The 14,570-nt window shown below is 65.3% G+C and carries 15 protein-coding genes; 11 read left to right on the top strand and 4 right to left on the bottom strand.

Annotated elements, in window-relative coordinates; all coding sequences use genetic code 11:
* The first annotated feature begins 99 nt into the window (after positions 1 to 99).
* The 9 genes from nrdR (at position 100) to MUN46_RS01640 (ending at position 7,042) form a co-directional block, all read left to right on the top strand.
* On the top strand, positions 100 to 567 hold the full coding sequence (gene nrdR, locus MUN46_RS01680; RefSeq protein ID WP_243375885.1) for a transcriptional regulator NrdR: 468 nt from the start codon (positions 100 to 102) through the stop codon (positions 565 to 567).
* Positions 567 to 1,670, top strand: a complete 1,104-nt coding sequence (gene ribD, locus MUN46_RS01675) for a bifunctional diaminohydroxyphosphoribosylaminopyrimidine deaminase/5-amino-6-(5-phosphoribosylamino)uracil reductase RibD (protein ID WP_243375884.1) — start codon at positions 567 to 569, stop codon at positions 1,668 to 1,670. Before nrdR ends, ribD begins: the two co-directional genes overlap by 1 nt.
* A complete protein-coding gene (locus MUN46_RS01670; protein ID WP_243375883.1) occupies positions 1,670 to 2,287 on the top strand; it encodes a riboflavin synthase in 618 nt (205 codons plus the stop codon). The genes ribD and MUN46_RS01670 overlap by 1 nt, the downstream gene beginning before the upstream one ends.
* A gap of 155 nt (positions 2,288 to 2,442) precedes the next feature.
* Positions 2,443 to 2,949: a 6,7-dimethyl-8-ribityllumazine synthase gene (gene ribH, locus MUN46_RS01665; RefSeq protein WP_243375882.1), complete on the top strand. Its 507-nt coding sequence runs from the start codon at positions 2,443 to 2,445 to the stop codon at positions 2,947 to 2,949.
* A gap of 2 nt (positions 2,950 to 2,951) precedes the next feature.
* The gene (gene nusB, locus MUN46_RS01660) at positions 2,952 to 3,482 is read left to right on the top strand and encodes a transcription antitermination factor NusB (protein ID WP_243375881.1); all 531 of its coding nucleotides are present in this window, start codon (positions 2,952 to 2,954) and stop codon (positions 3,480 to 3,482) included.
* A gap of 36 nt (positions 3,483 to 3,518) precedes the next feature.
* Positions 3,519 to 4,535 carry a thiamine-phosphate kinase gene (thiL, locus tag MUN46_RS01655; protein WP_243375880.1) on the top strand — a complete coding sequence of 339 codons (1,017 nt, stop codon included), beginning with the start codon at positions 3,519 to 3,521 and terminating at the stop codon, positions 4,533 to 4,535.
* Positions 4,536 to 4,561: 26 nt separating this feature from the next.
* The gene (locus tag MUN46_RS01650) at positions 4,562 to 5,131 is read left to right on the top strand and encodes a phosphatidylglycerophosphatase A family protein (protein WP_243375879.1); all 570 of its coding nucleotides are present in this window, start codon (positions 4,562 to 4,564) and stop codon (positions 5,129 to 5,131) included.
* A gap of 32 nt (positions 5,132 to 5,163) precedes the next feature.
* Positions 5,164 to 5,673, top strand: coding sequence for a CinA family protein (locus MUN46_RS01645; protein ID WP_243375878.1), 510 nt, complete (start codon positions 5,164 to 5,166; stop codon positions 5,671 to 5,673).
* Positions 5,674 to 5,716: 43 nt separating this feature from the next.
* Complete coding sequence (locus MUN46_RS01640) at positions 5,717 to 7,042, top strand: hemolysin family protein (protein WP_243375877.1); 1,326 nt, start codon at positions 5,717 to 5,719, stop codon at positions 7,040 to 7,042.
* Positions 7,043 to 7,062: 20 nt separating this feature from the next.
* On the opposite strand, the gene pyrF is transcribed toward MUN46_RS01640, so the two are convergent.
* Entirely contained in the window at positions 7,063 to 7,890 is an 828-nt protein-coding gene (gene pyrF / locus MUN46_RS01635; protein ID WP_243375876.1) for an orotidine-5'-phosphate decarboxylase, read from the bottom strand.
* Positions 7,891 to 8,052: 162 nt separating this feature from the next.
* Here pyrF and MUN46_RS01630 point away from each other — a divergent pair, with 162 nt between their 5' ends.
* Positions 8,053 to 8,646: a thioredoxin fold domain-containing protein gene (locus MUN46_RS01630; RefSeq protein ID WP_243375875.1), complete on the top strand. Its 594-nt coding sequence runs from the start codon at positions 8,053 to 8,055 to the stop codon at positions 8,644 to 8,646.
* 129 nt (positions 8,647 to 8,775) lie between these two features.
* Here the strand turns inward: MUN46_RS01630 and groL are convergent, their stop codons facing one another.
* A complete protein-coding gene (gene groL / locus MUN46_RS01625; RefSeq protein ID WP_243375874.1) occupies positions 8,776 to 10,410 on the bottom strand; it encodes a chaperonin GroEL in 1,635 nt (544 codons plus the stop codon).
* 47 nt (positions 10,411 to 10,457) lie between these two features.
* Complete coding sequence (locus tag MUN46_RS01620; RefSeq protein WP_237978978.1) at positions 10,458 to 10,745, bottom strand: co-chaperone GroES; 288 nt, start codon at positions 10,743 to 10,745, stop codon at positions 10,458 to 10,460.
* 215 nt (positions 10,746 to 10,960) lie between these two features.
* Here MUN46_RS01620 and dacB point away from each other — a divergent pair, with 215 nt between their 5' ends.
* Positions 10,961 to 12,472 (top strand): D-alanyl-D-alanine carboxypeptidase/D-alanyl-D-alanine endopeptidase, encoded by a 1,512-nt coding sequence (gene dacB, locus MUN46_RS01615; RefSeq protein ID WP_243375873.1) that lies wholly within the window; start codon positions 10,961 to 10,963, stop codon positions 12,470 to 12,472.
* Here dacB and MUN46_RS01610 read toward each other — a convergent pair.
* Positions 12,376 to 14,538, bottom strand: a complete 2,163-nt coding sequence (locus tag MUN46_RS01610; RefSeq protein WP_243375872.1) for a protein-disulfide reductase DsbD family protein — start codon at positions 14,536 to 14,538, stop codon at positions 12,376 to 12,378. The two genes, dacB and MUN46_RS01610, sit on opposite strands and share 97 nt — an antisense overlap.
* Between the last annotated feature and the right edge of the window lie 32 nt (positions 14,539 to 14,570).

Raw genomic sequence — 14,570 nt, 5'->3', positions numbered from 1 at the left:
CGGCAGTTCGATGCAGGGCGGGCGGCCAGGGAAAAGGCGGCGCGCCTTGCTTCGCATCTGCGGCCGTCCCTGCGGTAAAAGCAGGGGGAGTTCTAAAGCATGCGTTGTCCCTTTTGCCACAGCAATGAAACCCAGGTGATAGATTCCCGGTCTTCGGAAGAGGGCTGGGCTATCCGCCGCCGCAGGAAGTGCCCGAACTGCGGCAAGCGCTTTACGACTTATGAAAGGGTGGAGCTCGCCTTGCCGGCCATCATCAAAAAGGGCGGCGCGCGTACGGAGTTTGACGCGAAGAAGCTGCGGGCGTCCATGATGCTGGCCCTGCGCAAGCGTCCGGTGCCTCTCGAGAAAATCGATGAGGCGGTCAGCAGCATCGAGCAGCGCCTGATGGCTCTCGGAGAGCGCGAGGTCAAGAGCGAGAAAGTGGGGCTTTACGTGCTCGATGAGCTGCGGCGGCTCGATTCCGTGGCCTACATCCGGTTCGCCTCGGTTTATTTCAATGTAGAGAAGCCCGAGGCTTTTGTGGAGCTGCTCCGAGAAGCAACCGAGGGCAAGGGAGACAAGCACTGATGGCAGAAGAATCGGATCTGCGCTTCATGCGCATGGCGCTGGAGCTTTCGGCGCGGGGACGCGCGATCGCGCCTCCCAACCCGTCCGTGGGATGCGTGATTGTCAAGAACGGCGTCGTAATCGGCAGAGGCTATACCCAGAAGGCCGGAGGCCATCACGCCGAAATCGAGGCCCTTCAGGATGCGGCAGGCCGCGGCGCGGATGTAGCCGGCGCCACGGTGTACGTCACGCTCGAGCCCTGTTCGCACTACGGCCGCACGCCCCCGTGCGCGAAAGCTCTCATAGATCACCGGGTGGGCCGCGTTGTTGCGGCGATGACCGACCCGAATCCGCTCGTTGCGGGCAAAGGCCTTGCCATGCTCGAAGCCGCAGGCATTCCGACCGAACGCAATGTGCTGCAGAAGGAAGCCTGGGAGAGCAACCGCGGGTTTTTCACGCGCATGACCCGCGGCACGCCCTGGGTGAAGCTGAAGGCCGGGGCTTCCATTGACGGGCGCACGGCGCTTGAAAACGGACAGAGCCAGTGGATTACGGGCGAGGCTTCCAGAGCGGATGTCCAGAGGCTTCGCAGCGAGTCCGGTGCCGTCCTCACGGGTATAGGAACTGTTCTTGCTGATGACTGCCGTCTCACCGTACGGCCGGCGGGCCGGGATCCGGCCAGCGTGCGCCAGCCGCTGCGGGTGGTTGCCGACTCGCAGCTTCGCATGCCGGAGGCGGCCAGAGTGATCGGTGAGGGCGGCTGTCTGGTGGCCTGCGCCTCTGCCGGCGGCATCCGCGCCGCCGCTCTGCGGGCCCGGGGCGCGGAGGTCGTCTCGCTGCCGGGAGCCGACGGGAGAGTGGATCTGCGGAAGCTTTTGGCGGAGCTGGGGCGCCGGGAGGTCAACGATCTTCTCGTGGAGGCGGGCTCCGTGCTCAATGCCGCGCTCCTGCGGGCCGGGCTGGTCGATGAGATCGTCCTTTATGTTTCCCCGATGCTGATCGGGCGCGGGCGCGGCCTGTGGGATCTGGGTCCGTACCAGTCCCTGTCCCAGGCCGAGAAGTGGTCGTATCATTCCGTAGCCCGACTGGGGGAAGATTTACGCATTGATTTGAGGAAAAACTGATGTTTACAGGAATTATTCAGGCAGTTGGCATGGTGCGCGAGCCCGAGAAGCTGGGTGACGGGCTGAGGCTGACCATCGATGCGCCGAAGCTCGGCCTGGATCAGGTTCAGGTTGGAGAGTCCATCGCGGTGAACGGCGCCTGCATGACTGTCGTTGAAAAAGGCGGGGACTGGTTCAAGATCGACGTGTCTGCGGAATCGCTCTCCAAGACGACGGGGCTGGATACCTTCGGGCCGGTTAACCTCGAAAAGGCCATGCGTCTGGGCGACCGCGTCGACGGACACCTGGTGACCGGTCACGTGGACGGGATCGGAGAGGTCATTTCCATGGACAGGGTGGCCGAGAGCTACCGGCTGGTCATTCTCGCTCCGAAGAAAATGGCACCCTGCATCGCCTACAAGGGATCCATCGCGGTCAACGGCGTTTCGCTCACGGTCAATACCGTGGAGGACACAGCGGTGGGGCCGCGCTTTTCAATCAATCTCATCCCCCACACGATGGAGGTGACGACGCTGAAGCTGCTCAAGCCCCAGAGCATGGTGAACCTTGAGGTGGATGTCATCGCCCGGTACGTTCAGCGCGGCCTCGAGCTGCGCGACGGGGACGAGCTGCTCTGAGAAGCGGGAAGCCGGGGAAAGGACGGCGCCGCGCCGGAATTTCCGCCGGAACGGGACCGGGCCTGGGCTAGAATATCAGATAGTACAGGGCCGGGGAAACGGACTGAGGAACAGTCTCTTTCCCGGCGCTATGAAGTTACAAAAAGGAGTCTGCAATGGCAGTCGATGAAATTGCCCAGAATCTGGATGGAACGGGTCTGCGCATCGGCATTGTGATCGCCCGCTTCAATGAGTATGCGGGCCGGGAGGAGTACGGCTACTGCCTCGAGGAGCTCAAGCGGCTGGGCGTGGCTGAGGAAGACATCACGGTCTGCCACGTGCCGGGCGCCCTGGAGGTTCCGTTTGCGCTGCAGAAGCTTGCGATGACCGAAGAGTATGACGCACTCATTGCCTTCGGCGCGGTCATCCGCGGAGAGACCTATCATTTTGAGCTTGTCTCCAACGAATCGGCGGCGGGCATTTCGCGGGTGGCCCTCGACTGGGATATCCCGATAGCGAACGGCATCCTCACCACCGAGGATGACGAGCAGTGCCAGGACCGCATCGAGAGCAAGGCCAAGGCCTGCGCGCAGGTTGCGGTTGAGATGGCGAATCTGGCGGCAGAGTTCCCCGAGGTTACGGAAGGGGATGAAGCCAAGACTGAAGCCGCCCCGGAAGAGTGAATATGGAAAAGAATAAACAGGCCCCTGCGGGCCAGGGCGGCATGCGGGCGAGAAGCTTCGCCAGGCGCTTCGCCCTGCTCGGTCTCTATGAATGGATCGTGAACCCGCTGAGTTCTCCGGAAGCGGTTGCGCTGGTCGTGCCGTCACTCATCAACCAGGAAGACACGGAAAGCGGCGACCTCACCCCCGAGGAATTCGACGCCTGCGATCAGGAGCTTTTCCGTTCGCTGCTGAAGGATGCGATTTCGGACCGCGAGGGGCTTGAGAAGATTATTTCCCGCCACATCAGCCGGCCCCTCAAGCAGGTGAGCACCGTGGAGCACGCCATTCTCCTGCTGGGGACGGCGGAGCTCGCCCACCATCCGGAAACCGCCTATATGGTCGTTATTAATGAAATGGTCGAACTCGCCAAGCAGTTCGGCTCAGCCGAGGGCGGCTATAAGTTCGTCAACGGCGTGCTTGACAAAGTGGCGCGGGAGATTCGTCCGGACGAGACGGCCCGCGGCCGCGATGGCCGCAGGCCGGAATCCTGAAGAGGCGGACTGCGCCTTTGAGGAGGTGTATTTCAGATGCCATCGCCTGATGGAGAGTTTTCCATCATTGACCGTTTTTTCTCCCAGGGAAGCGCGAACGGCCCCTGGTTCTGCAAGGGCGTGGGGGATGACTGCGCCATCATCGACCTGGGCACGAGCCGGATCGCCGTCACGATGGACATGCTTGCGGTGGGAACCCATTTCCTGCCGGATGCGGATCCCAGGGACATAGGCTATAAGACGCTTGCCGTCAACCTGTCGGACCTTGCAGCCGCAGGCGCCGTGCCCAGAGCTTTTTTCCTGTCCATCGGGCTGCCGGACAAAGACGAGAAATGGCTCGAGGCTTTTTCCTCCGGTCTGAGGGAGCTGTCCGAGGCGAGCGGCTGCGCCCTGCTGGGCGGGGACACCGTGCGCACTCCGCTGCAAAACCCCTCCGCCACCGCGCATTCACCGGCCGTTTTTTCCGTGACCGCCCTTGGGGAGCTGCCCCCGGGCATGGGACTGACGCGGGGCGGGGCAAGGCCGGGCGACGACATCTGGGTCTCCGGCACTTTGGGAGACGCCTATGCGGCTCTTAAATACCGCTGGGGCCACTGGGCTGCGGCACCCGCAGCCTTCAAGCTTATGCGCCGGAGGATGGAGCGGCCCGAGCCCCGCAATGCGCTGGGCAGGCTGCTGCTGCCGATAGCGACTGCGGCGATCGACGTTTCAGACGGCTTCGAGCAGGACCTTTCCCATATTCTCGAGCGCTCGCACGTGAAGGCTGAAATCGAGTGGGACAGCCTGCCCCGCTCGGAAGCCCTCCAGTCGCTGCCGCTCGAGCAGCAGCAGGAGGCGGCTCTGTCCGGAGGGGATGACTACGAGCTGGTGTTCACGGCTCCTGCGGACCGGCGCCGCGAAATCTTCGAGGCAGGCATCCGCTCCGACACCCTGGTCACCCGGGTCGGCAGGATCCTTGCCGAGTCTCAGCAGGGCGACGGCGCTTTGACCGTCTATGACGGCCACCGGCGGGCCGTCGTGTTGAAAAGCGCGGGATTTGACCACTTTGCCTGACAGGAACGCCAGAGACGATTTCCCGTATGAGAAACCCTCCGCGCATTTTTAGGAAATATTCGGACTCGAACCCGGCTTACCGGGTTCGTCCGGGCCTGCGGTTCTGCTTTTCTTCGCCTGCGCACGCCATTGCGCTTTTTTTCGGCGCGGGCGTCATGAGGCCCGGTCCCGGCACCTGGGGATCCCTCGCTGCGGCCCTGAGCTTCTTTTGCTTTGAAGGCCTGCTGTCAGGGGCGGGGCTCCTGCTGCCTGGCGCGGCGGCTTTTTTCTGCGGCGTGTGGGCGGCCGGCCGCACCGGCGAGGATCTCGGCGTTCAGGATGCGGGGGCCATCGTGATCGATGAGGTTGCCGCAGTGTGGCTGCTGCTCGCAGTCCTGCCGGCGGGAATTTTCTGGACGCTGGCCGGTTTCCTTGCCTTTCGCGTTTTTGACATTGTGAAGCTCCCCCCGGCCTCCGGCATTGACCGTCGCATGCATTCCGGGCTTGGCGTCATGCTGGACGACGTTTTCGCCGCCCTGTGGGCGCTGGCCGCCCTGCAGGCCTTGTCCTGGCTGGGCTGGGGAGAATTCTGCCTGAGATGGACGGCTTCGGGTTAAGCAAAGCGGCCGGGAAAAAGAGGGAGCAGACCATGAATCAGAAAATTTACGGCCTCGCGCAGGAACTGGGCCGGGCCGCCAGGGCCGCCGGGGTCAAGATCGCGACGGCAGAGTCCTGCACGGCGGGCGGCATTGCTTACGCCATCACCGAGGTGGCCGGATCGAGCGAGTGGCTGGACCGCGGGTATGTGACGTACTCTGTGCGCGCCAAGCACGAGATGCTGGGCGTAGAGCCGGAGCTTGTGCAGCGCGAAGGCGTGGTCTCCGAGGCGGTGGCCGCGGCGATGGCCCGCGGAGCCGTGGCAAAAAGCGGAGCGGACTGCTCCGCCGCGGTCACCGGCATCGCCGGCCCGGGAGGAGCCGAGCCCGGCAGGCCCGTTGGAACCGTATGCTTCGGATGGGGCCTTCGCGAGCAGGGGCACATCGTCGTTCGGACCGAGACCCGTCATTTTGACGGGGGGCGCGAGTCGGTGCGGCTGCAGACCGTTGAGGCGGCCATCGCAGGACTGATCGCACTCCTGAAGGGCCGCGGGGAACGTTGATTTTGGAATTCACCGGACCGGGGAGATCCCCCGGCAGGGATCTATGTCAGACTTCATCAGCATCGTATTACTGTGCATTCTGATTCTTTTGAACGGCTTTTACGCCATGACGGAAACTGCGCTGGTCGCATGCCGCCGGGCCAGGCTCGAGCCTCTTGCTGAGGACGGCGACAAAAAGGCCGCGGACACGCTCCGGATGCTGGACAACCCCACCGTGGCCCTGTCGACGATGCAGGCCGGCATTACGGTGATCGGCATTCTCCTGGGCATCATCGGCGAGTCCGCCGTGGCAGGCCCCATAGCCTCGGTTCTGACCTATCTGGGGCTGGACGCGGCTTATTCCCGCTGGGTGAGCCTGGTCATAGCGGTGGCCCTCATCACGTATTTTTCCATCATCTTCGGCGAGCTTTTCCCCAAGCGGATCGGGCAGATGGCCCCCGAGCTCATCATGGAGAAGTCGGTCGGCATTCTGCGCGCTCATGAAATCATAGGCGCCCCCTTCATTAAGCTGCTGGCCGCCACCACCAACTGGCTGCTGCGCCATCTGCTTGGCAACCGGGCTGCCGCCCCCTCGGTGACCGAGGACGAGATCAACGCCGTGATCGAGCAGGGCCAGCAGACAGGGGTGATCGACCAGCAGGAGCGCGACATGGTGATCAACGTGTTTCGCCTCGACGACAGGCAGGTGAACTCGCTCATGACCCCCCGCAGCGAAATCGAGTGGATTAATCTCGAAGATCCCCAGCAGATGAACATCGACAAAATTCTGACCTCCCAGCGCTCGAGGCTGGTGGTGGCCAGCGGGTCACTTGACGACGTGAAGGGCATCTGCTCGACTCCGAAGCTGATGAAGCAGATTCTGCAGACGGGCAGGCTCAATTTCAGCGAGGCGCTGGTCCCGGCCAACTACGTGCCGGAGACGCTGACCGGCAAGGAGCTGCTCGAGCAGTTCCGCAGGACGGATGCGCCGCTCTCCCTCGTGGTGAACGAATACGGCGAGATCCAGGGCATCGTGACGCCCCGCGATGTTCTGGAGGCGATAGCCGGGCAGTTCAAGCCGGAGAAGACGGACGACCAGTGGGCGGTGGAAAGGCCGGACGGGTCGTGGCTGCTCGACGGGATCATTTCCATCCCGGACCTGAAGGACCGGCTCGCTCTGAAGGACGTGCCCGAGGAGGACGACGACCGCTACAGCACGCTCGCCGGCATGGTGATGCTGCTTCTGGGAAAGCTGCCGAAGGTGGGCGACGCCATCGAGTGGGAGGGATGGCGTCTTGAGGTCGTGGATATGGACGGCCGAAGGATCGACAAAGTGCTCGCCACGCCGCTGGGCAAGGGGGCCGGGCAGGCTCCCGCGCCCTCGGCCTGAGAGGGACGCAAGGCGCAGGCTCAGCTCCGGGTCCCGAGCACCGCGCTCCGGGCCCTGCGGATGGCGTCCCGGGTTTCCGCCGCCTTGCGGCGGGCCGCCTGGGCGAAATCCGGTCCGCTGCCGGCATAAATCACCGCCCGGCTCGAGTTGATGATCATTCCGCGGCCGTTTCGGTCGAGCCCCGCCCTGACTGCGGCGAGAATGTCTCCCCCCTGGGCCCCGATGCCGGGCACGAGGAAGGGCATGCCCGGCGCAATCGCGCGGACTCCGGCCATCTCTTCGGGAAAGGTCGCGCCGACCACGAGACCGAGCTGGTCGTGGTCCTTCCAGGCCTGGGCGGCCATCGCGGCGACGTGCTCGAAGACGCGGCGCCCGCCGGCCTGCAGCATTTCAATGTCGCGCCCGCCGGGATTGGAAGTCCGGCAAAGCAGGATCACCCCGCGGTCCTCGTATTCCAGATAGGGCTCGACCGTGTCGAAGCCCATGTAGGGCGAGACCGTGACGGCGTCCGCGCCGTAGATCTCGAAGGCCTCCCGCGCGTAGGCCTTTGCCGTCGAGCCAATGTCCCCCCGCTTCGCATCGAGGATGACGGGGATGCCCGGATGGCGTTCATGTATGTAGGCGATCAGCTCCTCGAGCTCCGGCAGCGCCCGCATCGCGGCGAAATAGGCGATCTGGGGCTTGAAGGCGCAGACGAGGTCTGCGGTGGCCTCGACGATTGCCCGGCAGAAGTCTCCGACCCGGCCCTGCACTGAGGCCGGCATGCGGTCGGGGTTGGGATCCAGCCCCACGCAGAGCATGGAGTCGGCATCGCGCCAGCGCTGTTCAAGCATCTCGGTGAATTTCATTTCTCGCACTCGTCAGTCGGATAAAGCCGCGTTAGTTAGATTGTGTAGCGTTATGTTACAACGCCGGCAGACGGGGATCTGCGCTCGGCGCATATCTGTTAAAGTTGAAAACAGACCTTGTTTTTCAGCATCAGGTTTTGCGAGAGAGAAACGGAGAAAGAGATGCAGCGTCGAGAATTCATCGCGGCCGCGGCCCTTGCCGTCGCCGCTCCTGCCGCAATGGCCGCGGAGGAGAAGAAAAAAGTCTGGCCCAAGGTGCCGCTGGAATGGTACGGGGAGGGAATGTTCAACGAGCTGGCTGAAAAAGGCAGCGGCGCTGTCTCTCCGGGCCCCGAAGGGCGTCCCGCAGCCTATATCGCGTTTGATTCCCAGTGCCCCTGGTGCGAAAAGCTCTACCGCGCGACCATCCCCCTCAATGACCGCATCAAGTTCGTCTGGTGCCCTGTGGCGGTTCTCAATATCAATTCGGAGCCCCAGGGCACGATGATTCTCGCCGCCGCCGATCCATGGAAAAAGTTCGTCGAGCACGAGGAGCATTTCCATGACAAGGAATTCAGAGGGCTGCCGGTGGACCAGAAGGAGGTCTGGAAGCTTCCGGAGAAGATCCGCGCGCAGGTTTGGAACAACTCCAAGATCGTCCGCCGCAACGGCACGAGGACGGTTCCTTACGGCGTGTTCAAGACCAGGGCCGGAGAGTACCGCGCCATCTATTCGGGCATGACGACGGAGGACCTGAAGAAGGTCTGCGATCTGTAGCCGCGCAGCCCTGCGCGGCGCCCCGGGCCGCAGCGCCTCCGCCGCAGATGAAAAAAGGCGGGGCTTCCCTGTGAAAGGGAAGCCCCGCCTTCGTCTTCTGAGGCTTGCCTGAATGAGGCTAGGCCGGAATTACATCATTCCGCCCATTCCGCCCATTCCGCCGGCAGCCGGGGCCGCCGGCTTTTCTTCCGGGAGCTCCGCGACCATGCAGTCGGTCGTGAGGATGAGGGAGGCGACGGAAGCCGCGTTCTGCAGGGCGGTGCGGGTCACCTTCGTCGGATCGAGCACGCCCATTTCGATCATGTCGCCGTAGGTGCCGGTCTGGGCGTTGTAGCCGAAGTTGCCCTTGCCGTCAGCCACCTTGTTGACGACCACAGAGGGCTCCTCGCCGGCGTTCGCCACGATCTGGCGCATCGGCTCTTCCATGGCGCGCAGCACGATGCGGATGCCCGCATTCTGCTCGTCGTTGTCGCCGGTGAGCTTGTCGGCGATCGCCTGCTTCGCGCGGATCAGCGCAACGCCGCCGCCGGCCACGACGCCTTCCTCAACGGCAGCGCGGGTCGCATGCAGAGCGTCTTCGACGCGGGCCTTCTTTTCCTTCATTTCGACTTCAGTCGCAGCGCCGACCTTGATCAGGGCAACGCCGCCGGCGAGCTTGGCCACGCGCTCCTGGAGCTTCTCGCGGTCGTAGTCGGAAGTGGCGGCATCGATCTGGGTGCGGATGTTCTTCACGCGCTCCTCGATCTTGTCGGCAGCGCCGGCGCCGTCGATGATCGTCGTATTTTCCTTGTTGATCTCGACGCGCTTCGCGGAGCCGAGCTGGGCGAGCGTGGTCTTTTCAAGCTGCAGGCCGAGCTCGGAGGAGATGACCTGTCCGCCGGTCAGGATGGCGATGTCTTCGAGCATCGCCTTCCTGCGGTCGCCGAAGCCCGGGGCCTTGACGGCGGCAACCTTCAGCACGCCGCGCAGCGAGTTGACCACCAGGGTGGCCAGAGCCTCGCCGTCCACGTCTTCGGCAATGATCACGAGCGGACGGCCGGCTTTGGCCACCTGCTCGAGAACCGGCAGAAGCTCGCGGATGTTGCTGATCTTCTTGTCGTGCAGCAGGATGAACGGGTTCTCAAAAATCGCAGCCTGCTTGTCGGGGTTGTTGATGAAGTAGGGGCTCAGGTAGCCGCGGTCGAACTGCATGCCTTCGACGACATCGAGTTCGTTGCTGAGGGACTTGCCGTCCTCAACGGTGATCACGCCTTCCTTGCCGACCTTGTCCATCGCTTCAGCGATGATCTGGCCGATTTCCGTGTCGGAGTTGGCGGAAATGGCGCCCACCTGGGCGATTTCCTTGGAAGTCGTGGTCGGACGGGAGATTCCCTTGAGGGCTTCAATCGCCGCGGCCACAGCCTTGTCGATGCCGCGCTTCAGATCCATCGGGTTCATGCCGGCAGCCACATACTTCATGCCCTCGTCAACGATCGACTGGGCGAGAACGGTGGCGGTGGTGGTGCCGTCGCCGGCGTTGTCGGAGGTCTTGGAGGCGACTTCCTTCACCATCTGGGCGCCCATGTTCTCGAACTTGTCCTTAAGCTCGATCTCCTTCGCAACGGAAACGCCGTCCTTCGTGACGGTGGGGCCGCCGAAGGAGCGCTCGAGGACCACATTGCGGCCCTTCGGCCCGAGGGTCACCTTGACAGCGTTCGCAAGGGTGTTGATGCCCTGCACCATCAGCGCGCGGGCGTCATTCCCAAACAAAACTTTCTTAGCCATGTCGTGAATCTCCAGTTAAAAACTTTGTGAAAAGGGAATAAATGAAATCAGTCGATGACGCCCATGATGTCGTCTTCGCGCATCACGAGAAGCTCATCACCGCCCACTTTGACGGACTGGCCGGAGTACTTGCCGAAAAGCACGGTGTCGCCAACCTTCACGCCCATCGGGATGATCTTGCCCTGCTCGTCGCGGCGGCCGGGGCCGACGGCGATCACTTCGCCCTGGTCGGGCTTGTCACCGGCCGTGTCAGGAATGACGATGCCCGAAGCGGTCGTGCGCTCGGCAGGCAGGCGCTTGACAATCACGCGGTCATGCAAAGGACGGATGTTCATTTTCACTTTCTCCATTGAAACTTGAAAAGGAGCCTGATCGCTCCCTTACGAAATTAAGAAGCAGAATTCATGCGCCGTGACAGCACCGGATCTGCTTATCCCCCTATATGGGGCCTGAGGTGCCGATTTCAAGGCGCGCCGTTAAACTGATGCCAGCCCCCTGCTGCGGCGGGTGGCGGGTAAGTTATTTATTTTTCGAGCAAAAGAAGCCGGAAATGAAATTGTTACAAAAAGTATCCGCACTGATTCTCCTGTCCCTCGCCCTGGCCGGAGCGGCAGCGGAGGAGCTGCCCGCGGAGGTGCGGGCGGCCGTGCAGCGGGCCGGCCTGAGCCCGGAGGAATTCCACGCGGCGGCGGTGCCGCTCGGGCCGGGAGGCAGCGGGCTCGGGTGGAACGACAGGCAGCCCGTGCCGCCGGCCTCTGTCTTCAAAATCCTCACCACGGCCGCGGCGCTGGACCGCTACGGGCCGGCCGCATCCTGGAAAACCGTTTTCTACGCTCCCTCCGGGCCGGACAGCCGGGGGAGCGTGGGGGCGCTCTACATCCGCGCCTCGGGAGCCCCGTGGCTGCCGGTTCCCGCCTTCAGGGAGGCTCTGCTGAAACTGAGACGGCTGGGGGTGCGCAGCATCGACGGACCGGTGGTGGTGGACCGTTCCGTCTTCGCCGAGCCGCCCGTCGATCCTTCGGCTTTCGACGGCCGGCCGGACCGGCCCTACAACCAGGGGCCCGACGCCCTTGCGCTGGCGCTCCAGTCGCTTTCCTTCACGTTCGTCCCGGACGCGGCCTCGGGGCAGGCCCGGGTGATCGCGGACTTTTCTCTGGCGGGCTACAGCACGCCGGCCGCCGTGGCGCTTGACGCGGACGCCCCGTGCCCTTCCAATATCGGCACGGCCCTGCGGCCGCGCTCCGCCGGCGGGGAGCTGCGCTTTGAAGGCTCCTATCCTGCAGCCTGCGGGACGCAGGTCTGGAGCATGGTGCCGTTTCCGGAGGCTTCGGCGGATCGTTTCGACGAGGCGCTTTTCCGGTCGCTCTGGAGCGAGGCGGGAGGGAGCTGGACGGGGCGGCTGTCAACGGGGCGGATCCCCGAGGGGCAGCGGGAGCTGCTGAGCCTGTCCTCGGAGAGCCTCGCCGATCTCATCAAGGCGACGAACAAGGGCTCCATCAACCCGATGGCGAGAAGCCTCTTTCTACTGCTGTCCGCAGACGAGCCCGGGGGCGCGACCCTCAGGGCCTCGAGGCAGAGGCTGCTGGGCCGGCTTGAGGGGCTGGGCATCGACACTGCGGGGCTCGTGCCGGACAACGGCTCGGGGCTGTCGAGGCGGACCCGGGCTTCAGCGCGTCAGATCGCGCTGGCGCTCGCGGCGGCGTACCGCTCCCCCTGGGAGCCCGAGTTTTTGTCGTCGCTGCCCATTGCGGGGCTGGACGGCACGATGAGAAGGCGGCCTGTGCCCGCCGGCACCGCGCGCATCAAGACCGGGTACCTGAGCGGCGTGCGGAGCGCGGCGGGATACGTGCGCTCGCGCGGCGGAATCCCCTACGCGCTCTGCGCGGTGATCGATTCGCCCCGGGCCGCGGCGGGAAAGCCCGCGATCGACGCCTTCCTTGCCTATTTCGCCAGCGGGCGGGCCGATCAGGAGGCTCCCCGCTTCAGCGCGGCGGCGAGCGCCTCGGGGGTGAGCAGCTCCGGCAGCACCTCCACCCGCCCGTCTCTTGAAATAACAAGATAAAGGGGAACGCCGCTGCGCCCGTAGCGGCTGAGCTCCCGCGAAATTTTCTCATCCCGGCTGGTCCAGTCCGCCGCCAGCCGCGCATAGCCGTAGCGGGCGAACAGCTGCCGGGCCTCGCGGGTGTTGACGACGGCCGCCTGGTTCACCTGGCAGGTGACGCACCATGCGGCGGTGAAGTCGACGAAGACGGGCGAGCCCGAGGAGAGGGCCTCCTGCACCGCCTCCGGCGACCAGGCCTTCCAGCCCTGAGCGGCCTCGGAAGAGGCCGCGTTGAAGCGTCCGGCGCCGACTGCAACGACCAGGGCCGCGGCGGCGGCCAGCGGGAAGGTGCTCCAGTAGCGGGCGCCCCTGCGGCCGCGCTGCGAAAGCCCCAGAAGCAGCAGCGCGAGCCCCGCAAGCAGCAGGGCCGCCGCAGCGCAGGCAAGCCCCGTCAGGGAAACCTGCCGGCTCAGCACCCACAGCAGCCACAGGGCGGCCAGCCCGACGGGGACGGCCATCACGCGGCGCAGCGTTACCATCCAGGCCCCGGGCCGCGGCAGCCGGCGCGTCCACCCGGGGAAAAGGGTGAGCAGCAGCCAGGGCAGCGACATGCCAAGCCCGAGGGAAAGAAACACGATGATCGAGACCGCGCCCGGCTGGGCGAGCGCGAAGCCGACCGCCGCCCCCATGAACGGGGCCGTGCAGGGGCTGGCGACCACCACGGCGAGGATGCCGGTGAAGAAGCTGCCCGCGACGCCGCGCGCTGGGGCTTTCGAAGCCACCGCGCCGGCCGCGCGGGAACCGAAGGTGAATTCGTAAAGGCCGGCGAGATTGAGCGTGATGGCCCAGAAAAGGAGGGCGAGCAGGAGCACGACCAGGGGGTTCTGAAGCTGGAAGCCCCAGCCGATTTCCGAGCCCATGGCCTTGAGCGCAAGCAGCAGCGCCGACAGCGCCGCCATGGAGAGCAGCACCCCGGCGGTGAAGGCGAGCCCGTGGGGCAGGAGCCTGCGCTCGCCCGAGGCGCGGACAAGGCCGAGCATCTTCAGCGACAGGACCGGAAAGACGCAGGGCATCAGATTGAGAATGAGGCCGCCCAGGGCTGCGAAGAGGGCCGCGGAGGCGAGGGTGAGCCTTGAGGCCTCCCCGCCGGGGGCGCCCCCTGCGGGGGGCGCCTGCACGACGGGCGCCGGCTTCGGCAGCTGCGCCCCGGGCGGCAGGGCCGCGGGCGTGACGTCGAGGGCGAAGGGGCGGCGGCTGCCCTCGCTGTCTTCGGCAAAGAGCACGCCGGAGATGCGGCCGGGCCCGCTCTTGAGCTTCGGGGACAGCCAGAGGGCGAGCCGGGCCTTTCCGCCGGCGGCGTCCCTGACCTGGGCCTTCGTCTCGTCGAGCAGTCCCGGCTGCTCGGGAATGAACTGCTGCGGCCGCAGGCCGTTTTCCGCCGTGAGAAGCACGACGCCTTGTCCCGCGGCGGCGCTCACGCCGTCCTTCAGAGGGCGGGGCGAGGCTTCAAGCGCCTGCCCGATGGCGCGGGCGTCTGCCGAGGCAGAGCCCGAGGCGGACAGCGGCAGCGTGAGCGAGGCGCTCGCTTCGCCCGGGACGCACTGCTCCCGGCAGGCGATCCAGGACACGTGCACGGAGAGCTTCGCCTGGCCCTCCGCGCCTGCCGGCACGAAGGCCTCAAACGGATAGAGCGCGCGACCTGAGACCGTGTAGCTCGTGATGCCCTGGTCCGTGCGCGGCTCGGGAGCGGGCCAGCGGGGCCCGGAGACGCGCCACCCGGAGGGCAGGCTCCAGGCGAACTCGGTCGGGGCGCCTGCTTCGCCGGGGTTTTTCCAGTAGGTGTGCCAGCCCGGAGCGTGCCGCAGCTCCACGGCAAGCTGCAGGGGGCGGCCCGGCTGCGCCGCGGTTCGGTCCGCAAGCAGCCTCACGCGGACCGCCGCCTCCGGGGCGGCGGCAGGCGCCGCCTGCGCCGCGGCTGATGGCGGCGCGCCTGCGGCGGGCTGCTGGTGCTGGAATACGCCTGAGGCCGCGGCAGACAAGGATGCGGCCAGCGCAAGTGCGGCAAAGGCAGCGGGCAGTCCCTTCATTTCCTGTCTTCCTCCCCGTCCGGGACGGCCCG

It is taken from the genome of Mesosutterella faecium (assembly GCF_022809315.2).
In the GTDB taxonomy this organism is placed as follows: Bacteria; Pseudomonadota; Gammaproteobacteria; order Burkholderiales; family Burkholderiaceae_F; genus Mesosutterella; species Mesosutterella faecium.
This window is presented reverse-complemented; position numbering and strand designations above follow the sequence as displayed.